Genomic DNA, 21814 nt, shown 5'->3' on the forward strand with positions numbered 1-21814 from the left:
GCCGCTTAAACGCGCGCGCGGGATGACTCCAGCATACCCATGCCCCGCCTTTGGGGCCAGCCGTGAAACCTCTGGCAACAGGCCTGTAACGGGCATTTCAAACAAGCGTATGTTTTTTCATTGACAGCTCACGGCCATCCTCATAACCTCGCCAAACCTTCAACGTACCGGGATGACGCGGACGTGGGCAGCATCTACTTGATTCGACATGGCCAGGCCTCCTTTGGTGCAGACGACTACGACGTCCTGTCGCCGACCGGTATCCGCCAGGCAGAAATCCTCGGCCAGCACCTCGCTGAGCTGGGTGTCAGCTTCGATCGCTGCCTCGCCGGAGACTTGCGTCGCCAGCAGCACACAGCCACCACCGCGCTGGAACAATTTGCCGCCGTGGGCTTGCCGGTACCGACCCTGGAAACCGATTCCGCCTTCAACGAATTCGATGCCGACGCGGTGATCCGCGCCCTGCTCCCGGCCATGTTGGCAGACGAGCCCGAAGCGCTGGAGATCCTGCGCAACGCCGCGCAAAACCGCGCCGAGTTCCAGCGCATCTTCGCCCTGATCATCGAGCGCTGGCTGGCCGGCACCTACGACACACCGGGGCTGGAAAGCTGGCTAGGCTTTGTCGAACGTGTGCAGGCCGGTCTGCATCGCATTCTCGAACAGGCCGACAACACCCAGAAAATCGCCGTGTTCACCTCCGGCGGCACCATCACTGCCCTGCTCCACCTCATTACGCAAATGCCTGCCCGGCAGGCCTTTGAGCTCAACTGGCAAATCGTCAACACCTCGCTCAACCAACTGAAGTTCCGTGGTCGCGAGGTGGCTCTGGCTTCCTTCAACAGTCATGCACACCTGCAACTGCTGAAGGCCCCGGAACTCATCACGTTTCGCTGAGTCCGGACTATTGTGACCCTGGCTGTAATCATCCAGCTGTAATTAACCAAGAAAGGATCGAACCATGACCTCCGTAGCTGATGCCGTACAAGCAATGAAAGCCAAGTTCAACCCAGCCGCCGCTGCCGGTCTGGACCTGGTATTCGGTTTCCGCATCGACGACACCAAGAACTTCTCGCTGATCGTCAAAGACAGCACCTGCGAGCTCAAAGAAGGCGAAAACCCGGACGCCCAGGTCACGCTGGTGATGGACGGCGAAACCCTGGAAGGCATCGTCGACGGTTCGACCGACGGCATGCAAGCGTTCATGGGCGGCAAACTGCGCGCTGAAGGCGACATGATGCTGGCGATGAAACTGTCCGAGCTGTTCCCGTCGTAAGATGACGGCTCCCTGCACTGGGGAGCCTCTCTGGCTACACACGAATCCCGCCCCTTGTGGCGGGATTCTTGCGTTTGGGCGTCGGGAAACTGATTTGCGGTCTATATTCCTTCTGGCCGCATGCGTCAGACATCGGCTGTTCAATCCCTTTTTCTTTTATGAAGAACTGAGCGGAGAACACTGCCATGAGCCCACCTGACGACCACGACGGATTCAACCGCCGCCGTGTACTGCAAGGCCTTTCGGCAGGCGCCGTCGGTGCCTGGGTCAGCCCACTATTCGCAGGGAGTAAAACCATGCCCGATGCCCCGGCCGATCTGGTTCTGTACAACGGTCGCTTGCACACCGTCGACCGCAAGAAACCCCAGGCCAGTGCCGTTGCAATCAAGGACGGACGCTTCGTGGTGGTCGGCAGCGACGCCCAGGCGATGGCCCTGCAAGGCCCCGGCACGCAGATCATCGACCTGCACGGGCGCACGGTGATTCCCGGCCTCAACGACTCGCACCTGCACCTGATTCGCGGCGGCCTTAATTACAACCTGGAACTGCGCTGGGAAGGCGTGCCATCGCTGGTCGATGCCTTGCGGATGCTCAAGGACCAGGCCGACCGTACACCCACGCCGCAATGGGTACGGGTAGTCGGTGGCTGGAACGAATTCCAGTTCGCCGAAAAACGCCTGCCAACGATTGAAGAACTGAACAAAGCCGCGCCGGACACCCCGGTGTTCGTCCTGCACCTTTATGACCGCGCCCTGCTCAACCGCGCCGCACTGAAAGTGGTCGGCTACACCCGCGACACGCCGAACCCGCCCGGCGGCGAGATCGTCCGCGACTCGAACGGCGATCCGACCGGCATGCTGATCGCCCGCCCGAACGCGATGATTCTCTATTCGACCCTGGCCAAGGGGCCGAAACTGCCGCTCGAACACCAGGTCAACTCCACTCGCCAGTTCATGCGCGAACTCAATCGCCTGGGCGTCACCAGCGCCATTGATGCCGGCGGCGGTTATCAGAATTACCCGGACGACTATCAGGTCATCCAGCAATTGGCCGACGATAAACAACTCACGGTGCGCATCGCCTACAACCTGTTCACCCAGAAGCCCAAGGAAGAACTGACCGACTTCAAGAACTGGACCAGCACCTCTCATTACGGCCAGGGCGACGACTTCCTGCGGCACAACGGCGCCGGGGAAATGCTGGTGTTCTCGGCGGCGGATTTCGAGGACTTCCTTGAGCCGCGCCCGGACCTGCCGCAAACCATGGAGCAGGAACTGGAACCGGTGGTGCGCCACCTCGTCGAGCAGCGTTGGCCGTTCCGTTTGCACGCGACCTACAACGAATCCATCAGCCGCATGCTCGACGTGTTCGAGAAGGTCAACCGCGACATTCCGTTCGACGGCTTGCCGTGGTTCTTCGATCACGCCGAAACCATCACCCCGCAGAACATCGAACGGGTCAAAGCCTTGGGCGGCGGCATTGCGATTCAGGATCGCATGGCGTTCCAGGGCGAATACTTCGTTGACCGCTATGGCGCCAAAGCCGCCGAACACACACCACCCATCGCGCGCATGTTGGCCGAAGGCATTCCGGTCGGCGCCGGCACCGATGCCACACGGGTGTCGAGCTACAACCCGTGGACCTCAATGTATTGGCTGGTCAGCGGCCGCACCGTCGGCGGTCTGGAGCTGTACCCGCAAGGCTTGAGCCGCGACACGGCGCTGGAGCTGTTCACCCATGGCAGCGCCTGGTTCTCTTCCGAGCAGGGGCAGAAAGGCCAGATCAAAGTCGGGCAACTGGCCGACTTGATTGCGCTGTCCGCGGACTACTTCCACATCGAGGACGAAGGGATCAAGTGGATCGAGTCGGTGTTGACCATCGTTGATGGCAAGATTGTCTACGGCAGTGTCGAGTTTGAAAAACTGTCACCACCGCCGATCCCGGTGGTACCCGAGTGGTCGCCGGTAACCAAAGTGCCGGGGCACTGGAAGCCATTGGCACCGCTGACGGCGCAGGTTCACCAATGTATCGGCGCGTGCGCGGTGCATGCCCACAGCCACCAACGGGCGCGGTTGTCGTCGGCGCCGGTCAGTGACTTTCAAGGGTTCTGGGGCGCGTTTGGTTGCTCCTGCTTCGCCTTCTAAACACTGACAATCCCCAGTGGGAGCGAGCTTGCTCGCTCCCACAATGAACACTCGCTCACACATGTTTGATCCCGGTCAGTAGCCAACCTTCCTGCAATCACTACTATCGCGCTTCCATCGAAAGCCAGGGACGGCTCATTGGGAGTCGCGGCTGAACATTCTCAAGGAAGAGGCAATCATGCGTTCACTGAAGATCATTCTGCTGTCATCGGCCTTCAACGGCCTGACCCAACGGGCCTGGCTGGAATTGCGCCAGGCCGGGCATTCTCCCAGCGTCGTACTCTTTACCAACGAAGATGCGGTGTGCGAACAGATCGAACAGTCCGGCGCCGACCTGGTCATTTGCCCATTCCTCAAGGACCGGGTGCCACAACACCTGTGGAGCAACCCCAAACGCCCGCTGGTGATTATCCATCCGGGCATCGTCGGTGATCGTGGCGCCAGCGCCCTGGACTGGGCGATTACCCACGAGCTTGAACGCTGGGGCGTCACCGCACTGCAAGCGGTAGAAGAAATGGACGCCGGGCCGGTTTGGGCCACCTGCGAATTCAACCTGCCCCAGGGCCTGCGTAAGTCCGAGTTGTACAACGGGCGGGTCAGCGACGCGGCGATCCGTTGCATCCGCGAAGTGGTGGAAAAATTCATCGCCGGTTTTGTCCCGGTGCCGGTGGACTACAGCCAGCATCAAGTGCTGGGCCGCTTGCAGCCGAATATGAAACAGGCCGACCGCACCTTCAGTTGGCACGACTGCTCGCGCTTCATCAAACGCAGCATCGACGCCGCCGATGGTCAGCCGGGTGTGCTGGCCAGTCTGGCCGGCGGTCAGTACTACCTGTATGACGCGCATCTGGACTCGCGTAGCGGTACGCCGGGGGAAATTCTGGCGGTGCATGATGATGCGGTGCTGGTGGCTACCGGTGATCACAGTGTGTGGATCGGCTCATTGCGGCGCAAACCGCTGCCCGGCGAAGAAACCTTCAAATGCCCGGCCCGGCATGTGCTCGCCCGGCAATTGCGTGAGGTGCCGACCCTCGACTGGTCAATCGCCTCCAACCCTTTCAACCTTGAGGCCTATCAACCGATCAGTTATCGCGAGTCAGGGCAGGTCGGCGAACTGACGTTCGAGTTCTACAACGGCGCCATGAGCACCGAGCAGTGCCAACGACTGGTCGAGGCGTTGCGCTGGGCCAAGGCCCGGGACACCCAGGTTTTGCTGATCAAGGGTGGACGCGGCAGTTTTTCCAATGGTGTGCACCTGAACGTGATTCAGGCCGCCGAGGTCCCTGGGCTGGAAGCCTGGGCGAATATTCAGGCGATTGACGACGTCTGTGAAGAACTTCTGACGGCCCGGCAATTGGTGGTCAGCGGCGTGACCGGCAGTGCGGGGGCTGGCGGCGTGATGCTGGCGTTGGCCGCCGACATCGTGTTCGCCCGCGCCGAAATCGTGCTCAACCCGCACTACAAAACCATGGGTCTGTACGGCTCCGAATACTGGACCTACAGCCTGCCCCGCGCCGTCGGCCAGGCCATGGCGGAACAACTGACCGAACAATGCCTGCCGGTGAGCACGATCCAGGCCTTGGAACTGGGCATGGTCCAGGAAATCGGCCCGCGTTGCCCCGATGAGTTCGGTCTGTGGTTGTTGCAACGGGCCAATGGCGCGTTGAGTGATCCGGCGTATGCGGCGATTCGTGAGCGCAAGGGTCGCAGCGATACGCAACTGATGCAGCATTGCCGGAATGCGGAGCTGGAAGAGATGCACCTGGACATGGTGCAGAACCGCAAGCAGTTCGCCGAGAAGTGCGGCAATTTCGTGTTCAAGCGCAAGGCGTGTGGCACGCCGTCGCGGTTGGTGGCGCAGTGGGCGCGGCTTCCGGAGATTGAATTGGCCAACTGATCGTTCCCACGCTCCGCGTGGGAATGCCTCAAGGGACGCTCCGCGTTCCAAGGGGACGCAGAGCGTCCCGGGCTGCATTCCCACGCGGAGCGTGGGAACGATCATTGCGGCTGTAAAAGCAACGCCACCAACGCCGTCCACCCCGTCTGATGACTCGCCCCCAACCCACGCCCGGTCTCGCCATGGAAGTATTCATGGAACAACACCAGATCGCGGCTGGCCGGGTCCGCCTGCAACTGCGCATAGCCTGCCATCGACGGCCGATTACCCTCTTCGTCTCGCAGAAACAGCTTGGTCAGCCGCTGGCTCAAGCTGTCCGCGACCTCCTCCAGCGACGCCAGAAACCCCGACCCCGTCGGGTATTCCACCGAAAAGTTCTGGTCGTAGTACCGGTGAAACTCGCGCAAGGATTCGATCAGCATGTAATTGATCGGCATCCACACCGGCCCGCGCCAGTTGGAGTTGCCGCCGTACAGCCGCGATTCGGATTCCGCCGGTTCGTACCGGGCGCATAGGCTGTCGCCGTTGATGCGGATGCCAAAAGGTTGTTCGGCGAAGGCCTTGGACAGAGAGCGAATGCCAAACGGCGAGAGAAACTCGCCCTCGTCGAGCATGCGTTTGAGCAAGTCCTTGGTCCGTTCACCCCGCAACAGCGCCAGCAACATGCGATTGCCTTCGCCGGGTTCGGTCCAGCGCGACACCAGGCTGGCCAGGTCCGGGCGATGGCGCATAAAGCCCAGTAAACGCTCGCGCAAACCGGGCAAGCCTTCGTGTTCGTGCTGTTCCAGCACCTGCACGGCAAACAGCGGCATCAGGCCGACGATCGAGCGCAAGCGCAACGGCTCGTTCACCCCGTCAGGGCGGTGCAGCACGTCGTAGAAAAACTGATCCTGCTCGTCCCACAAGCCTTCGGCCTCGGAGTCGATCTTGTTGATCGCCCCGGCGATGTAGAGGAAATGCTCGAAGAACTTCACCGCGATGTCGACGTACACGCTGTTGCGCTTGGCCAGTTCCAGGGCGATGCGCATCAGGTCCAGCGCATACGCGGCGACCCACGCCGTGCCGTCGGCCTGATCGAGTTGATAACCGGGCGGCAGCAGCGCCGAGCGGTCGAACAATGCGATGTTGTCCAGGCCGAGAAAACCGCCCTGGAACAGGTTGCGACCTTCGGCGTCCTTGCGGTTGACCCACCAGGAAAAATTCAGCAGCAGTTTGTGGAAAATCCGTTCGAGGAAGTCCATGTCCCCGGCCCCGGTCAACACCTTGTCCTGCTGATAGACCCGCCAGCAAGCCCAGGCGTGGACCGGCGGGTTGGCGTCGTCGAAGCGCCATTCGTAGGCCGGCAACTGGCCGTTGGGGTGCATGAAGCGGTCTTTGACCAGCAGCAGCAATTGATGCTTGGCGAAGCCCGGATCAATCAGCGCGAACGCCACCGCTTGAAAGCCCAGATCCCACGAGGCGTACCACGGGTACTCCCAGGTGTCAGGCATGGAGACGATGTCGAAATTCGACAGGTGTCGCCAATGGGTGATGCGGATGTGCGTGCGCTCGGGGGGCGGCGCGGGTTGTGTCGGGTCGCCGTCGAGCCACTGGTTGACGTCGAAATAGTAGAGTTGTTTCGACCAGAGTAAACCGGCCAGGGCCTGGCGTTGCACGTTGCGCGCGTCGGCGTCTTTTATCTCGGCTTGCAGCGCGGCGTAGAAACCATCGGCTTCGGCTCGGCGGCGTTCGAACAAGGTCCGGGCGTTGACGTGCGGGGAACCGGCCGGCGCAAAGCGCAGGAACACGCTGCGGGTCTGGCCGGCCTCAAACGTCAGTACAAAATGCGCCGCGACCTTGGTTCCGCTGTCACGGCGCACGGCATCAGCGGCGCCCTCGACAATAAAATCATTGATCCCGTCCTTGAACGGACCTTGCGCCGACACGCCGTCGAGCTTGGGGAAATTGCTCTGGTTTTCGCAGAACAACCATTCGCAATCAGCCTCGCCCCACGCGGTGGCTTGGCGGTCGGGCAGTTGTGGATGCCGGGCCAGAACCTGATCGCCGTCGAGCGTCAGGCTCGGTTTTTCCCCAGCGACGACCCAGCTCCAGGTGTTGCGCGCCCACAGGTGCGGCAACACGCGCAGGCGCGCCGGTTGATCGGCGCGGTTATGCACGGTGACGCGCATGAAGACATCGTCGGCGGTGTGCTTGGCGTACTCCACCGTCACATCGAAATAACGGTTGTCGTCGAACACACCGGTGTCGAGGATTTCGTACTCGGTATCGGCCAGGCCACGGTGGGCGTTTTCGCGGGCCAGGTCCGCGTAAGGGAATTCGGTCTGCGGGTATTTGTAGAGCATGCGCATGTAGGCATGGCTCGGCACGCCGTCGACGAAGAAATACAGCTCCTTGACGTCTTCGCCGTGATTGCCTTCGCTGTTGTTCAGGCCGAACAGGCGCTCTTTGAGAATCGGGTCGCGCTCGTTCCACAAGCCCAGGCCGAGGCACCAGTGCTGGGCCTTGTCGCTGAACCCGGCCAGGCCATCCTCGCCCCAGCGATAGGCGCGGCTGCGGGCATGTTCGTGGGGGAAATAGCGCCAGGCATCGCCGTCGCGGCTGTAGTCCTCGCGCACCGTGCCCCACTGCCGTTCGCTCAAGTAAGGGCCCCACTCGCGCCAATCCGGGGCCTCGTTGCCGGCCAGGCGCTGACCTTCAGGGGTGTCGAGGATGTTGGTCACGGGTTTTGCCGGCATGGGGTGGTCCGTTGGGGCGGGAGACGGTTGCAGTGTAGTGCGCAGGGCTTGGGGGAAATGTGAAAACTCTGACACTTTGGAATCACCGCAAATTGCCCGTAGCAGCTGTCGAGCACCGCGAGGCAGCGTTCGGCTGCGAAGCAGTCGTCAACCCTGCCACCTCAATTTACCTGACACACCGAGGTGTCTGGTTTTACGACGGCTTCGCCGCCGAACGCTGCCTCGCGGTGCTCGACAGCTGCTACAAAGGCAAGCTTCGAGATAGGCGAAGGCCATGGCTCCTCTTACAATGCCCCCACCTCCCGCACCGGCCACCCCATGGACATCGACCTCGCCCGCACCTTCCTGGAAATCGTCCGCCACGGCAGCCTCGCCGCCGCCGCGGAAAAACTCCACGTGACCCAGACCGCGATCACCGCGCGAGTGCAAAAACTCGAAAGCCAATTGGGCAGCACCCTGTTCGTGCGCAATCGCGCCGGCGCCCGCCTGACGCCGAACGGCGAGGCCTTTGTGGTCTATGCCAATCAACTGGTGCAAACCTGGGAAGCCGCGCGCCGGGACCTGCCATTGCCCGAAGGCTACCGCGACGTGTTGCACATCGGTGGCGAAGTTAGCCTGTGTAATCCGCTGATGCTCAGTTGGGCCGCCGAGTTGCGGGAGAAGATCCCCAGCCATGCCCTGCGCATGGAGATCCGCGACGGTGAAAACCTGCTGCGCCAACTGGAACTGGGTGTGCTCGATGCGGCGCTGGTCTATCAGCCCGAGTACTGGCCGCGCCTGCAAGTGGAGCAGGTGCTGGAAGAAAAACTGATCCTCGTGCGCTTGGCCGGCAAACCCGACCCGTACGTCTATATCGATTGGGGCCCGGACTTCCGTCGTCAGCACGATGCCGCCCTGCCGGAGAAAGCCAAGGCCGCCTTGAGTTTCAACCTCGGCCCGCTGGCCCTGCAGTACCTGCTGGAGCACGGCGGCAGTGGGTATTTCCGCACCCGCGTGGTGCAGAGTTACCTGGAAAGCGGCGTGCTGGAAGCCGTGACCAAGGCCCCTGAGTTCAGTTACCCAACCTACCTGGTTTACTCCCGGGACCGGGATTCGGCGACCCTGCAACAGGCGTTCGACCTGCTGCGCGAAGTGATCAAGACCGACGATGACTGGTCCCAACGCTGGAACCCGTTGAGCTGAGTCCATCAAGTGGCGCTTGTGCCATCGAGGTTCGCCAAGCCTGCACGGCCGGATCGGCTAATCTGCTGTGATAACAACAATCACAGGTGAGCGCAGTGAGGCAGACCACCCAGGCATTTCGCACCCGTTACCGTGCCGACATTCATCGGCTCTACAACCCGTGGCTGCACGGTGTCTTCGTGCTGCTGTTCGGCATCGTCGCCATTGGCGGGTTCTGGCGCACGGTGCAGCAGGTCCAGCCGCTGGAATGGTTGGCGGTGCCATTGACACTGTTGTTCTTCAACTTCGGTGTGTACATGGTGCATCGCCACCTAGGTCACCACAAAAAGAGCTTCGCGCGGATGTTCTACGCCCGGCATGCTGGCGACCATCACAGTTTTTTCACCCCCCGCCACATGACTTACGACAGCGCCCGGGACTGGCGGGTGATTCTGTTCCCGGCCTGGCTGATCGTGGTTCACACCGTGGTCATCACTCTGCCGCTCTGGTGGCTGTTTTCACAGGTCAACGCCAACGTCGCCGGGTTGTTCGGTGGCTGCATGGTCCTGGGTTACCTGACCTATGAAGTGTTCCATGCCTGCGAGCACTTGCCGCCGCGCAACCCGATTACGCGGTTGCCGTGGATCCGCCAGATGCGCCGCCTGCATGAACTGCATCACCGTCGCGAGGTGATGCAGGAGCGCAACTTCAATATCGTGTTTCCGCTGATGGACTACCTGTTCGGCACCCTGTACTGGGAGCCGGAGCACGCCAACCCGCACCCGACGAGAACGCCCATGACCCGCATGCAGCACCAGATCGACATTGCCGGAAACCCGATTGCCGTACTCGCCTACGCCAGCACCGTCACTCGTTGGCCGGAGTGGCATCCGTCGTCGCTGAAGGTCGCCGGCCAGGGCGGTCCGCTGCACGCGGGGTCGCACTTCGAAGAGGACATCCGCGCCGGTGGGCGCGACGGCCATTTGAGTTGGGAGGTCGAGGAGTATTTGCCCGGGCGGCGCTGGAGTGCCCAGGCTCGGGGCGATCATGGTTTGTCGCTGGTGGTGACCTACGAATGCGAGGCCTTTGGCGACGGCACACGGTTTGTCCGGACCCTGGATTATCAGTTCAGCGGCCTGGGCATGCGCATCGCCAATCAGTTGCTACTGAAACGGCGGATCGAGCATGAGTCGGCGGCGTCGATGCTGGCGCTGCGCGACAGGGCGCAACGGCACCTGGCCCCGGCGGGAGTGAGCGTGTGAGATCAGTCTTCAGGTTTGTGCTGTTGCTGATCGTCGCCATCGCCGCGTTTTTGCTGCTAATGCCGAGCAAAGTCGAGCCGGTGGCCTGGACACCGGCACCGGCGCCGTCACTGACCAGCGGCGTGTATGCCGACAATCAGCGGCTCAAAGACGTGGAGCGTGTCGGCGCCTCCGACATTGACGGGCCAGAGGCGTTCTTGCTGGAAAACGACCTGTTGATCACCGGTTTGCACGACGGCCGGGTGATTCGCAGCAGCCTCGATGGCAAGGTCACTAAGGTGCTGACCGACACCGGCGGGCGGCCGTTGGGGCTGGCCCGGCATCCCAATGGCTTGCTGGTGATCGCTGACGGGGTCAAGGGCTTGCTGTCCCTCGACGCCCAGGGTCGGCTGATCCCCTTGACCACTGCGGCCAATGGCGTGCCCTTCGGTTTTACCGATGACGTGGCCATCGACAAGCCGGGGCACTACGCGTATTTCAGCGATGCTTCGAGCCGTTGGGGCTATGGCAAGGATGGCGAGGCGATTATCGAACACGGCGGCGACGGTCGTTTGCTGCGCTATGACTTCCAGACCGGCAAGACTAGCGTGCTATTGGACAAACTGGAGTTCGCCAACGGCGTCACCCTCGGGCCCGACGATGCCTTTGTGCTGGTCAACGAAACCGGCGCCTATCGCATCAGCCGTTATTGGCTGAGCGGACCAAAAGCCGGGACCCATGAAGTGTTTATCGACAACTTGCCGGGGTTGCCGGACAACCTGGCGTTCAATGGCCGTGATCGCTTTTGGGTAGCGCTGTATGCGCCTCGTAATGAGCTGCTTGATGCCACGGCGCCGCACCCGTTCGTACGCAAGATGATTATGGTGCTGCCCAAACCGGTGGAGAAACGGGCGTTTGCGTTGGGGCTGGACCTGGACGGCAAGGTGATTGCCAATTTGCAGGATGCGAGCAGCGGCAATTATTCGCCGATTACGACGGTGCGTGAGTATGGGGACTGGTTGTATTTCGGCTCGTTGAAAGCGCAGCACATGGTGCGGTTGCCTTTGGAAAAGGCACTTCACTAAAAGATCAAAATCAAAAGATCGCAGCCTTCGGCAGCCCCTACACGCGTTCCCCTGTAGGAGCTGCCGAAGGCTGCGATCTTTTGATCCTTGAATCAACGCGGATCCATCTCCCCATCGCGCTCGGCATTGTCGGTTTCTTCGCGCACTCGCTCAGGGTCGAGGTCGGTGCCGTCGCGCTGTTCCATCGGCTTGGCGCCTTCGTTGTTTGGCAGTTCGTCGATGCCCGGTTCGTCCTCGGGGTGGACGGTCGTGCGGCCGGGGCTCAACGGTTCAGGATGAGTCGGAATCGGGTCATACCCGCCCTGTTCTTCGCTTGGGAATTTGGGATGAGTCATGAAGGCACCTCTGAAGCGAGTCATGAATGGTAAGACTCTGTACTTTCGAGGTGCCGGTCTTATCGCCGTTCCAATTATTCAGTCACCGGTCGTCGGTGGTTCAGGAAGACGCCTGGAGTTGTTTGACGATCTTGTCCTTGACCTGCAATCGCTGTTCCTTGAGCTTTTTCAGTGCGTCGTCGCTGGGGGCGTCCGATTGGGCGGTTTCAGCCTTTACCACCTCGGCGTCGGCTTGCGAATACTTGTTGATCAGTGAATCCAGTAACGGATCCTTGGTGCGTTTTTGCTGGATAACTTCCTTTGGAATGTTCAGGTCCAGATAAAGGTTGTGTGGCACCGGCATGGAACACCTCCGTTTGTTGATCGGTAGCAAACGCGATCGATTGCGTTCACCAACCATCAGAATGGCCTTGGTTACCCGGTTCTGTCGACCTCCTGTCAGACCAGCGGTGGCCGTTCGTCGTCGTTTTGCATTTGCGATCAAACCTTTCGTCGAGTCGCCACCTCCATTGAATAACGATCACCTCGATCGCTTATAAAACCCGTGTGGAGAATAACCAATGGACGGATTCACCCTGCGCCACCTCGCCCTGGCCGTTGCCTTGAGCACCAGCATGGGCACCGCTTTCGCGGCCACTTCCAATGACTTTGTCGACAACGCCGCTGCGGGCGGCATCGCTGAAGTCGAAACCAGCAAACTGGCCCTGGAAAAAAGCTCATCGGCGGACATCAAATCGTTCGCCAACATGATGATCACCGACCACACCAAGGCCAACGATGAACTGGCGGCTTTGGCGAAAAAGCATGACATCGAGGTGCCGGACAGCACGACGCTGGTCAGGCAGGCCAAGGCGAAAATCCTCGACCTGCGCGATGAATCCTTCGATGCGGCCTACGCCAACAATCAGGTGAAGGCCCACGAAGAAACCATCGCGCTGTTCAAGAAAGAAGCCGACACAGTGACCGACGACAAAAAACCGGGTGCCACTGAACTCAAAGGCTTCGCGCAGAAAATGCTGCCGGCGCTGGAGAAGCATCTGGACGCGGCCAAAGCCCTGCAAGCGGCGCATCCAAGCAAGTAAGTAACCCCCGACAAAAAAACCGCATCCTGTCGATGCGGTTTTTTTTCACCTGCGCCTAGCCCCCATCGGTGTCGATATCGGCATCGGTGTCCTCGCCGGGTTTTGGCCGGTCGGGATGTGGTTTGAAACCGGGGCTGAATTCGTTGTCGTTGTCGGTGTGGCGATTTTTCTGGTCGACCGCGGTGTCGGCGCTTTCCGGCTCGGCGGTTTTCTCATCGTGCCCGCTTTCACCTTCACCCGGAACTTGCGGGTCAATCGCCGGGTCATTGCGATCAACCGGCGTCCCGGCCTGATCCTGTTGCTGGGATTGCTCTTTCATAGGTACCTCGTTCGTCACTGCAGATGCACGGCTGGAAACAGTCGGGCCATGAGGATTCGAAGCCATACCCGGCGCAGGGTTCAATCCCATGAAGCACGATCCCCTGTAGGCGCTGCCGAAGGCTGCGATCTTTTGATCTTTGGTGTCGGTTGAGTCGTTGAAGATCAAGAACAAAGCCAAAAAATCGCAGCCTTCGGCAGCTCCTACTAGAGTGAAGGAAGAAAAATCCCGCCGCGAGCGAACAACTATTTCATACGGCAAATGTCACTGATTTGCGCCGGTCAATTTTTGGGGCATCGGCCATCACTTTCATGGAGTCAAGACACATGGCGGCACTGCACAGCAACACACTCGATGCGATGAAGAAAACCCAGGCGCAAGTGCTCGCCGAATGGACGAACAGCCTCGAGGCCAGTGGTGCCACGCGCAACATCAAGGAGCAAGACCTCAAGCAACAGACGTCCGATTTCCTGCAGTTGATCATTACCGGGCTGGAGCGCGGCAACGGGCAGAATATCGCGGCGCCGGGCTGGGACGAGATCCGTCAGTTCCTCGAAAAACTCTCCCATAGCCGCGCCCTGCTCGGCCAGGACTCGCAACAGACCGCCAGTTTCATCTTTTCCCTCAAAGGGCCGATGTTTGGCCTGCTGCAAACCGAGTACAAAGACAATCCGGCGCTATTGGCCGAACAACTCTGGGAAGTCTCCGAGCTCCTCGATGCCTTGGGCATGCACACCATCCGCACCTTCCAGAAATCCCGCGAAGCGGTGATCAAGCGTCAGCAAGAAGAACTGCTGGAGCTGTCGACCCCGGTGGTCAAGCTCTGGGACGGTGTGCTGGCGCTGCCGATGATCGGCACCCTCGACTCGCAACGCACCCAGGTGGTGATGGAATCGCTGCTGCAACGGATCGTCGACACCGGCTCGGAAATCGCCATTATCGACATCACCGGCGTGCCCACAGTCGACACGCTGGTGGCGCAACACCTGCTCAAGACCGTCACCGCCATTCGCCTGATGGGCGCCGATTGCATCATCAGCGGCGTGCGTCCGCAGATCGCGCAAACCATCGTCCACCTGGGCCTGGACCTGCACGGCGTGGTCACCAAGGCCAACCTGGCCGATGCCCTGAAACTGGCCCTGACCCGGCTGGGAATGACCGTCAGCAAGGCGGTATAAGCCGATGGAGCGCATTCCGATTCTGCAAATGGGCGACTTCTTGCTGGTGACCATCCAGGTCGACATGCATGACCAGTTGGCCCTGACCCTTCAGGACGATTTATCCGAACGCATCAGCCGCACTTCGGCCCGGGGCGTGCTGATCGATATCTCGGCGCTGGACATGGTTGACTCGTTTATCGGCCGGATGATCGGGACCATCTCCGGCCTGTCGAAAATCATGGATGCCCAAACGGTGTTGGTGGGCATGCAACCGGCCGTGGCGATCACCCTGGTGGAACTCGGCCTGACCCTGCCCGGCGTCAGCACCGCGTTGAACGTCGAGCGCGGGATGAAACTGCTGCAGGCCCGAGTACGCGAACAATGACCGTGCGCAGTAGCGGCAGCCAACCGATTCAGATCGAGCAGGACGTGGTCCTGGCACGGCAGACTGCGCGCAAACTCGCCCAGGAGTGCGGCATGCGCCTGATCGATCTGACCAAACTGGTGACCGCCGTCAGCGAGCTGGCACGCAACACCATGGTCTATGGCGGTGGTGGCGACATGGATTGGCAGATCCTCGACGAGAACGCGCGCACCGGGCTGCGCCTGACCTTTCGTGACGAAGGACCGGGGATTCCTGACATCAAACTGGCCATGACCGACGGCTGGACCTCCGGCAGCGGCCTTGGACTTGGGCTGACCGGGGCTAAACGGCTGGTGGAAGAGTTCGAGCTGGAAACCGAGCCTGGCAAAGGCACTCGCATAACGATTACCCGATGGACATGAACATTGGCGGAACCCTGACCCTGGTGCTGCCGATCGAAGACAGCAGTCAAATCGGTCACGCCCGGCGCACCGCGCAAAAGCTTGCGGAACAACACGGCTTCGACGCCACCGACGCCGGGCGTGTGGCACTGGTGGTCACGGAACTGGCGAGCAACATCCTCAAGCATGCTACCCGGGGCGAATTGCATATAAGAACGTTGCCCCGCCCGACCGGCGTCGGTATCGAGATCCTCGCCGTGGACCGTGCCGGCGGCTTCGATTTGCAGGCGTGCCTGACCGATGGATTTTCCACTGGCGGCACCCAAGGCATCGGTTTGGGCGCTGTGTCGCGCCAGACGGAAGTGTTTGATGTCTACGCCGACGCTCGGGGCGCCGTACTGCTGACTCGCGTGTACCCGCGCACCGACAAGGCGCCGGACCGGCGTATCGGCATCAGCCAGCATTCGCTGCACAACGACCCGGCGTGCGGGGATGTCTGGCACCTGGCCTTCGACGGGGCCTGCATCAGCGCCCTGGTGATCGACGGCCTGGGCCATGGCGAAGAAGCCGAACGCGCCGCCCGCGCCGGTGAGAAAATCTTCGCCCTGGCGCCATTTGCCTCACCGACGCTATTGCTTGAGGACATGCACCAAGCCATGACCGGCACCCGTGGCGGTGCAGCGGCTTTCGCCCAGTTCGACGGCGATGCCTTGAAGTTTGTCGGTATCGGCAACATCGGCGCCAGCCTGATCGCCCCAGACAAATCCCGTGGCCTGGCCTCCCACCCCGGCATCGTCGGCGGGCAATACCGGAAGGCCCAACCCTTTGACTATGCTCAAGTGAACGGACACCTATTGATCATGTACAGCGACGGCTTGCAGTCCCGTTGGAACCTGCAAGATTACCCCGGCCTGGTGCACCGCCACCCCGCCGTGATTGCCGCCGTCCTGCACCGCGACTTCTGTCGCGGGCGGGACGATGTAACGGTGTTGGTCGTTGCCCTGGAGACCGCCCATGGCTGAGTCACCCAACCTGACGCTGGACGAACAAGCGACGCTGATCGCCCAATTGCAGAGCGAAGCCACGGCGTTGCGCGATGAGCTCGATGAAACCAACCAGGGGGTTCTGGCGCTCTACGCCGAACTCGATGAACAGGCCGAGCAACTGCGCCAGGCCTCGGACCTGAAAAGCCGCTTCCTGTCATACATGAGCCATGAGTTCCGCACGCCGCTGGGCTCGATCCTGAGCATCACCGGCCTGCTGACCGATGAACTCGACGGCCCGTTGAGCCCCGAGCAGCACAAGCAAGTGGCGTTCGTCAGCGGTGCTGCGCGGGAGTTGAGCGACATGGTCGACGACCTGCTGGACCTGGCGAAGATCGAGGCCGGACGCATCAGCATTTCCCCGGCCTGGTTCGACATGCTCGACCTGTTCGCCGCGCTGCGCGGCATGTTCCGGCCGATTGTCGATGGCAGTGCGGTCGACCTGATTTTCGAAGAACCGGTCGGCATTCCGCGGTTGTACACCGACGACAAAAAACTCGCGCAGATCCTGCGCAACTTCATTTCCAACTCGCTGAAGTTCACCACTCGCGGCGAAGTCCGGGTCTCGGCGCAACTGGAAAACAGCGATCACGTGCGCTTCGCCGTCAGCGACACCGGAATAGGTATCGCCCCGGAACTACATGGCGCATTGTTCGAGGACTTTTCTCAAGTTGATTCACCCTTGCAAAAACGCCTGCGCGGCACCGGGCTTGGCCTGTCGCTGTGCAAACGCTTCGCCGCGCTGCTGGGGGGCGAAGTCGGGGTGCAGAGCACACCGGGCGCCGGCTCGACCTTTTTCGTGATCATCCCGCTGGCCATTGCCGTGGAGCCCGCCGATGAAACGTGACATCCGTTTGTTGATCGTCGACGACAATGTCGCCACCCGCTACGCCCTGCGCCGGCGCCTGGAACGCCACGGCTACGCCATCCTCGAAGCCGGCACCGGCAGCGATGGCCTGGCGTTGATCGATAGCGAACGGATCGACGCGCTGATCCTCGACGTCAACCTGCCGGACATGAGCGGCTTCGACATCGTGCGCAAACTGCGCGCCGAAGCAAGCACCGCGCTGCTGCCGGTGATTCATGTGTCCGCGGCCTCGATCCAGACCGGCGACATCATCACCGGCCTCGATGCGGGCGCCGATGCTTATCTGATCCATCCCGTAGACCCGGACGTGCTGCTCGCGACCCTGCGCACCTTGCTGCGAGTGCGCGACACCGAAAATGCCTTGCGCGAAAGCGAGGCGCGGTTCCGCGAGATTTTCACCAACGTCTCGGCACCCATTGCGGTGATGGACGCGACGTTGAAAGTCCACGAATGCAATCACGCCTTCGCCCAGCTGATTCAGGACAACCTCGACCCGGACACCCTGCGCGAGTGCTTTGCCGACGATCAGGGCGCGGTGATTGATGAACTGCGCCTGCGCCTGGCCTACGGCGAGCGCTGGAAAGGCACGCTGAACATGCGGGTCGAAGGTCAGGTGCGCGAAACCGAGTGGCAGATTTCGCCGTATCGCACGCCGGAATTGAGCCTGGTGTTCGTCGAGGACGTCACCGAACACCGCCACCGCGAACGCTCGCACCTGGCCCGGCTCGACGACGCCACCACGCAGTTGGCCAAGGAAGTCGCCGAACGGGTGCGCACCGAAGCGCAACTGCTGCAAGTGCAGAAGATGGATGCGCTGGGCAAGCTCACCGGCGGTATCGCCCATGACTTCAACAATTTGCTCACCGGCATCATCACCAGCCTGGAACTGATCCAGAAACGCGTGGCCGATGGGCGCACCGACAAGGTTCAGTTCTACGCCGAGGCTGCGCTGAACTCGGCCATGAGCGCCGCGTCCCTGACCCATCGCCTGCTGGCCTTCGCTCGCCAACAGCCACTCGATACCCGGCCGGTGGACATCAACGAGAACATCCGCTCGCTTGAAGAATTGCTGATTCGCACCATCGGCGAACGCATTACCCTGAGGCTGGAGCTGACCTCCAAAGCGGCCATCGCTTTGGTCGATCCGATCCAGCTGGAAAGCGCCGTGCTCAACTTGGTGATCAATGCCCGCGATGCGCTGCCCCAGGGCGGCAATATCTGGGTCAGCACCTACGCCGCCTATTCCCACGGCGACCCCAATCTGGCCGATGGCGCGTATGTGGCGTTGGCGGTACGCGATGACGGTACGGGCATCGAGCACAGTGTGATCGACAAGGTATTTGATCCGTTTTTCACCACCAAGCCGTTGGGTCAAGGCACCGGGTTGGGGCTGTCGACCATTTACGGTTTCGCCCGGCAGTCCGGCGGCGATGCGCATATCCGCAGCGTGGCCCGGCACGGCACCGAAGTGACCATCATGCTGCCGGCCAGCGCCGATCCTACAGCGACCGAAACCCAATCGGTGGTCATCGATTCCCAAGGCTCGGGCGAACATGTGCTGATTGTCGAGGACATGCCTTCAGTGCGCATGTTCGTTGCCGAGGTGCTGGTGGACGCCGGTTATCGCTGCACTCAGGTGGGCGACATCGAATCGGCGCTGGAGCGCCTGCAGAACGACCCGTCGATTGACCTGATGCTCACCGATGTCGGCTTGCCGCGCATGAGTGGGCGGGAACTGGCGGACGTCGCCCGGGGTTGGCGTGAAGGTTTGCCGATTCTGTTTATGACTGGCTATGCGGAGAATGCGCTTAATCGCCAGGTGTTCCTGGGTGAAGGCATGGACATGCTGGTCAAGCCGTTTCAGATCAGTGAATTGCTGGATAAGGTTCGGCGTACCCTCGACGGCGCCTGACAGTTACTGATCGTTCCCACGCGACCCGTGGGAATGCCTCAAGGGACGCTCCGCGTTCCAGTGGGACGCAGAGCGTCCCGGGCTGCATTCCCACGCAGAGCGTGGGAACGATCATTGGTACAGCACCCTGGCCAAAAACGGTGCCGTGCGGCTTTTCTTGTTCTTGGCCACCGTCTGCGGCGTACCCGCCACCACAATCCTGCCGCCCTGATCACCCGCCCCCGGCCCGATGTCGATCACCCAGTCACTCTGGGCCACCACGCGCATTTCATGCTCGACGACGATCACCGTGTGCCCCGCCGTCACCAGTGTGTCCAGCTGCTCCAGCAACCGATCAACGTCCCGGGGGTGCAAACCGGTGGTGGGTTCGTCGAGCACATACAGAGTCGCGCCACGCTGGTTGCGTTGCAGCTCGGTCGCCAGTTTGATCCGCTGGGCTTCGCCGCCGGACAGCTCGGTCGCCGGCTGACCAAGGCGCAGGTAGCCGAGGCCAATATCCCGCAACACCTCCAGCGAGCGACGAATCCCCGGCTGCTCGGCAAACACCGTGACCGCTTCGTCCACCGTCAGCTGCAAGACCTGGGCGATGCTCAAGCCCTGCCAGGTGATGGCCAGGGTCTGCGGGTTGTAGCGGGCGCCGTGGCAGGTCGAGCATGGCGCGTAGACGCTGGGCATGAACAGCAACTCGACGCTGACAAACCCCTCGCCTTCGCAGGTCGGGCAACGGCCCTTGGCGACGTTGAAGGAAAACTGCCCGGCGTCATAACCTTCGGCCTGGGCCTCGGGGGTGGCGGCGAACAGTTTGCGCACGTTGTCGAACAGCCCGGTGTAGGTCGCCAGGTTCGAACGCGGCGTGCGGCCGATGGGTTTCTGATCGACTTGCACCAGGCGTTTGATCGACTCCAACCCCGCCGAGACCTGACCGCCGCTGACTTGTGGCGCATCGTCTTCAAGGCTCAGTTCTTCCGGTTCGCTGGCCGTTCGTCCCAGATGCGCGCCGACCAGTTCCAGCAACGCCTGGCTGACCAGGCTCGACTTGCCGGAACCCGAGACGCCGGTCACCGCCGTGAAGCAACCCAGGGGGAACTCGACGCTGAGGTTGTTCAGGTTGTTGCGGGTGATGCCTTGCAGCCGCAGCCAATCCTTGGCCTTGCGAATAACGCGAGGTGCCGTGACCTGCTCGGCGAACAGGTAGGTGCGGGTCTGGGAAGCGCTGACGTGCTCCAGCCCCGAAGGATGCCCGCTGTAGAGAATGTGGCCGCCATGCTCCCCGGCTGCTGGCCCGACATCAATCAACCAGTCTGCGCGGCGCATGGTTTCCAGATCATGCTCGACCACAAACAACGTGTTACCCGCCGCTTTCAGACGTTGCAAGGCTTCGAACAACGCCTCGCCATCCGCCGGATGCAGACCCGCCGAAGGCTCATCCAGTACGTAGATCACACCAAACAATTGCGAACCCAATTGCGTCGCCAGACGCAGACGCTGCAACTCGCCGGACGACAGCGTCGGCGTGCTGCGCTCCAGCGCCAGGTAACCGAGGCCCAGATCGGTCAGGGTACTGACCCGCTCCAGCAAATCCTGAGCAATGCGTTGCGCCGCCAGGCGCTTCTCCACCGACAGGTTCGGCGTGTGGCGCACATCCGGCGCATTGGCGTGACCACTGGCGCCGTGGGCAACGCGCTGTACGCGGGCTTCGCGGGTCTGGTCATGGGTCAGGACTTCGCCGGGCTCATCGGCCTGTTCGAGGTAACTGTGCGCCGCCACCGGTTTCAGCACCTCGGCCACTTGCAACAAGGGCATCTGCGACAGTTCGCCGATGTCATAGCCGGCAAAGGTCACCGACAACGCTTCGCGCTTGAGGCGTTTGCCGTCGCACAACGGGCAGGGGCTGCCGAGCATGAATTGCGAAACGCGCTTCTTCATCAGCGCGCTTTGGGAATGGCTGAAGGTGTGCAGGATGTAGCGCCGGGCGCCAGTGAACGTGCCCTGGTAACTCGGTTCCATTTTGCGCTGGAGGGCGACGTTGGTTTCTTCCGGGGTCAGCCCGGCGTACACCGGCACGGTGGGGGCTTCTTCGGTGAAGAGAATCCAGTCGCGCTGTTTTTTCGGCAGTTTGCGCCAGGGAATGTCGACGTCGATGCCCATGGTCACCAGGATGTCGCGCAGGTTCTGCCCCTGCCAGGCCAGCGGCCAGGAGGCAATGGCTCGTTGGCGGATGGTCAGGCTCGGGTCCGGGACCATCAGCGCTTCGGTCACTTCATAGACCCGCCCCAGGCCATGGCATTCGGGGCACGCACCTTGCGGCGTGTTCGGCGAAAAGTCTTCGGCGTAGAGCATCGTTTGCCCCGGCGGGTAACTGCCGGCGCGGGAATAGAGCATGCGGATCAGGCTCGACAACGTGGTCACGCTGCCCACCGAAGAGCGGGTACTCGGCGTGCCCCGCTGTTGTTGCAGGGCCACGGCCGGTGGCAAGCCTTCGATGGAGTCGACGTCCGGCACCCCGACCTGATCGATCAGGCGCCGGGCATAAGGCGCCACGGATTCGAAATAGCGCCGTTGCGCTTCGGCGTAGAGGGTCGAGAACGCCAGGGACGACTTACCCGAACCGGATACGCCGGTGAACACCACCAGCGCGTCGCGAGGAATATCCACGTCGACGTTCTTGAGGTTGTGTTCCCGGGCGCCGCGCACCCTGACCATGCCGGAAGGAGGGGTTGAGGTGCGCTTTGAAGTCATGGGCCAGCCTTAATTCAAGATGCATTGAAGGACGCTGCTATCTGTAGGAGCAAGG

General features: G+C 61.5%; 19 protein-coding genes. 14 read left to right on the top strand and 5 right to left on the bottom strand.

Annotated elements, in window-relative coordinates; genetic code table 11:
• The first annotated feature begins 183 nt into the window (after positions 1 to 183).
• The 4 genes from ACA071_RS17170 (at position 184) to ACA071_RS17185 (ending at position 5314) form a co-directional block, all read left to right on the top strand.
• Positions 184 to 894 carry a histidine phosphatase family protein gene (locus ACA071_RS17170; protein WP_497640245.1) on the top strand — a complete coding sequence of 237 codons (711 nt, stop codon included), beginning with the start codon at positions 184 to 186 and terminating at the stop codon, positions 892 to 894.
• 64 nt (positions 895 to 958) lie between these two features.
• On the top strand, positions 959 to 1273 hold the full coding sequence (locus ACA071_RS17175) for an SCP2 sterol-binding domain-containing protein (RefSeq protein WP_019690779.1): 315 nt from the start codon (positions 959 to 961) through the stop codon (positions 1271 to 1273).
• Between the two features lie 296 nt (positions 1274 to 1569).
• On the top strand, positions 1570 to 3417 hold the full coding sequence (locus tag ACA071_RS17180; RefSeq protein WP_497645329.1) for an amidohydrolase: 1848 nt from the start codon (positions 1570 to 1572) through the stop codon (positions 3415 to 3417).
• A 178-nt stretch (positions 3418 to 3595) separates the two neighbouring features.
• Positions 3596 to 5314, top strand: a complete 1719-nt coding sequence (locus ACA071_RS17185; protein WP_497640246.1) for a hydrogenase maturation protein — start codon at positions 3596 to 3598, stop codon at positions 5312 to 5314.
• A 101-nt stretch (positions 5315 to 5415) separates the two neighbouring features.
• Here ACA071_RS17185 and ACA071_RS17190 read toward each other — a convergent pair whose 3' ends face one another.
• Positions 5416 to 8049, bottom strand: coding sequence for an MGH1-like glycoside hydrolase domain-containing protein (locus ACA071_RS17190; RefSeq protein WP_497640247.1), 2634 nt, complete (start codon positions 8047 to 8049; stop codon positions 5416 to 5418).
• A gap of 318 nt (positions 8050 to 8367) precedes the next feature.
• On the opposite strand from ACA071_RS17190, the gene ACA071_RS17195 reads away from it, so the two are divergent.
• The 3 genes from ACA071_RS17195 (at position 8368) to ACA071_RS17205 (ending at position 11536) form a co-directional block, all read left to right on the top strand.
• Complete coding sequence (locus ACA071_RS17195) at positions 8368 to 9231, top strand: LysR family transcriptional regulator (RefSeq protein WP_497640248.1); 864 nt, start codon at positions 8368 to 8370, stop codon at positions 9229 to 9231.
• A 95-nt stretch (positions 9232 to 9326) separates the two neighbouring features.
• The gene (locus ACA071_RS17200; protein WP_497640249.1) at positions 9327 to 10472 is read left to right on the top strand and encodes a sterol desaturase/SRPBCC family protein; all 1146 of its coding nucleotides are present in this window, start codon (positions 9327 to 9329) and stop codon (positions 10470 to 10472) included.
• Positions 10469 to 11536, top strand: coding sequence for an SMP-30/gluconolactonase/LRE family protein (locus ACA071_RS17205; protein WP_497640250.1), 1068 nt, complete (start codon positions 10469 to 10471; stop codon positions 11534 to 11536). The genes ACA071_RS17200 and ACA071_RS17205 overlap by 4 nt, the downstream gene beginning before the upstream one ends.
• A gap of 92 nt (positions 11537 to 11628) precedes the next feature.
• On the opposite strand, the gene ACA071_RS17210 is transcribed toward ACA071_RS17205, so the two are convergent.
• Together ACA071_RS17210 and ACA071_RS17215 are read right to left on the bottom strand one after the other, a co-directional pair.
• Positions 11629 to 11871 (bottom strand): hypothetical protein, encoded by a 243-nt coding sequence (locus tag ACA071_RS17210; RefSeq protein ID WP_497640251.1) that lies wholly within the window; start codon positions 11869 to 11871, stop codon positions 11629 to 11631.
• Positions 11872 to 11971: 100 nt separating this feature from the next.
• Positions 11972 to 12214, bottom strand: coding sequence for an HP1242/YdcH family protein (locus ACA071_RS17215; RefSeq protein ID WP_497640252.1), 243 nt, complete (start codon positions 12212 to 12214; stop codon positions 11972 to 11974).
• A 217-nt stretch (positions 12215 to 12431) separates the two neighbouring features.
• Between ACA071_RS17215 and ACA071_RS17220 the strand changes: the two genes are divergently transcribed.
• On the top strand, positions 12432 to 12953 hold the full coding sequence (locus ACA071_RS17220) for a DUF4142 domain-containing protein (RefSeq protein WP_497640253.1): 522 nt from the start codon (positions 12432 to 12434) through the stop codon (positions 12951 to 12953).
• A 55-nt stretch (positions 12954 to 13008) separates the two neighbouring features.
• Here the strand turns inward: ACA071_RS17220 and ACA071_RS17225 are convergent, their stop codons facing one another.
• Positions 13009 to 13272, bottom strand: a complete 264-nt coding sequence (locus ACA071_RS17225; protein ID WP_497640254.1) for a hypothetical protein — start codon at positions 13270 to 13272, stop codon at positions 13009 to 13011.
• Between the two features lie 326 nt (positions 13273 to 13598).
• On the opposite strand from ACA071_RS17225, the gene ACA071_RS17230 reads away from it, so the two are divergent.
• The 6 genes from ACA071_RS17230 to ACA071_RS17255 are packed head-to-tail and all read left to right on the top strand — an operon-like array spanning position 13599 to position 19020.
• Positions 13599 to 14450, top strand: a complete 852-nt coding sequence (locus tag ACA071_RS17230; RefSeq protein WP_497640255.1) for an STAS domain-containing protein — start codon at positions 13599 to 13601, stop codon at positions 14448 to 14450.
• A gap of 4 nt (positions 14451 to 14454) precedes the next feature.
• Positions 14455 to 14817 carry an STAS domain-containing protein gene (locus tag ACA071_RS17235; RefSeq protein ID WP_059405963.1) on the top strand — a complete coding sequence of 121 codons (363 nt, stop codon included), beginning with the start codon at positions 14455 to 14457 and terminating at the stop codon, positions 14815 to 14817.
• Positions 14814 to 15218, top strand: a complete 405-nt coding sequence (locus ACA071_RS17240; protein ID WP_123508486.1) for an anti-sigma regulatory factor — start codon at positions 14814 to 14816, stop codon at positions 15216 to 15218. The genes ACA071_RS17235 and ACA071_RS17240 overlap by 4 nt, the downstream gene beginning before the upstream one ends.
• On the top strand, positions 15215 to 16219 hold the full coding sequence (locus tag ACA071_RS17245; RefSeq protein ID WP_497645330.1) for an ATP-binding protein: 1005 nt from the start codon (positions 15215 to 15217) through the stop codon (positions 16217 to 16219). Before ACA071_RS17240 ends, ACA071_RS17245 begins: the two co-directional genes overlap by 4 nt.
• Positions 16212 to 17087, top strand: coding sequence for a sensor histidine kinase (locus ACA071_RS17250; RefSeq protein WP_497640256.1), 876 nt, complete (start codon positions 16212 to 16214; stop codon positions 17085 to 17087). The genes ACA071_RS17245 and ACA071_RS17250 overlap by 8 nt, the downstream gene beginning before the upstream one ends.
• Positions 17077 to 19020: a PAS domain-containing hybrid sensor histidine kinase/response regulator gene (locus ACA071_RS17255; RefSeq protein WP_497640257.1), complete on the top strand. Its 1944-nt coding sequence runs from the start codon at positions 17077 to 17079 to the stop codon at positions 19018 to 19020. Before ACA071_RS17250 ends, ACA071_RS17255 begins: the two co-directional genes overlap by 11 nt.
• Positions 19021 to 19131: 111 nt before the next feature.
• Here the strand turns inward: ACA071_RS17255 and ACA071_RS17260 are convergent, their stop codons facing one another.
• Entirely contained in the window at positions 19132 to 21759 is a 2628-nt protein-coding gene (locus ACA071_RS17260) for an excinuclease ABC subunit UvrA (RefSeq protein ID WP_497640258.1), read from the bottom strand.
• Positions 21760 to 21814 lie beyond the last annotated feature (55 nt).

It is taken from the genome of Pseudomonas sp. LBUM1646 (assembly GCF_059716165.1).

Coding starts and splice junctions, on each gene's coding strand:
- ACA071_RS17175 (WP_019690779.1), top strand. CDS start 959: ATGACCTCCGTAGCTGATGCCGTACAAGCAATGAAAGCCAAGTTCAAC.
- ACA071_RS17180 (WP_497645329.1), top strand. CDS start 1,570: ATGCCCGATGCCCCGGCCGATCTGGTTCTGTACAACGGTCGCTTGCAC.
- ACA071_RS17185 (WP_497640246.1), top strand. CDS start 3,596: ATGCGTTCACTGAAGATCATTCTGCTGTCATCGGCCTTCAACGGCCTG.
- ACA071_RS17190 (WP_497640247.1), bottom strand. CDS start 8,049: ATGCCGGCAAAACCCGTGACCAACATCCTCGACACCCCTGAAGGTCAG.
- ACA071_RS17195 (WP_497640248.1), top strand. CDS start 8,368: ATGGACATCGACCTCGCCCGCACCTTCCTGGAAATCGTCCGCCACGGC.
- ACA071_RS17210 (WP_497640251.1), bottom strand. CDS start 11,871: ATGACTCATCCCAAATTCCCAAGCGAAGAACAGGGCGGGTATGACCCG.
- ACA071_RS17215 (WP_497640252.1), bottom strand. CDS start 12,214: ATGCCGGTGCCACACAACCTTTATCTGGACCTGAACATTCCAAAGGAA.
- ACA071_RS17220 (WP_497640253.1), top strand. CDS start 12,432: ATGGACGGATTCACCCTGCGCCACCTCGCCCTGGCCGTTGCCTTGAGC.
- ACA071_RS17225 (WP_497640254.1), bottom strand. CDS start 13,272: ATGAAAGAGCAATCCCAGCAACAGGATCAGGCCGGGACGCCGGTTGAT.
- ACA071_RS17230 (WP_497640255.1), top strand. CDS start 13,599: ATGGCGGCACTGCACAGCAACACACTCGATGCGATGAAGAAAACCCAG.
- ACA071_RS17235 (WP_059405963.1), top strand. CDS start 14,455: ATGGAGCGCATTCCGATTCTGCAAATGGGCGACTTCTTGCTGGTGACC.
- ACA071_RS17240 (WP_123508486.1), top strand. CDS start 14,814: ATGACCGTGCGCAGTAGCGGCAGCCAACCGATTCAGATCGAGCAGGAC.
- ACA071_RS17245 (WP_497645330.1), top strand. CDS start 15,215: ATGAACATTGGCGGAACCCTGACCCTGGTGCTGCCGATCGAAGACAGC.
- ACA071_RS17250 (WP_497640256.1), top strand. CDS start 16,212: ATGGCTGAGTCACCCAACCTGACGCTGGACGAACAAGCGACGCTGATC.
- ACA071_RS17255 (WP_497640257.1), top strand. CDS start 17,077: ATGAAACGTGACATCCGTTTGTTGATCGTCGACGACAATGTCGCCACC.
- ACA071_RS17260 (WP_497640258.1), bottom strand. CDS start 21,759: ATGACTTCAAAGCGCACCTCAACCCCTCCTTCCGGCATGGTCAGGGTG.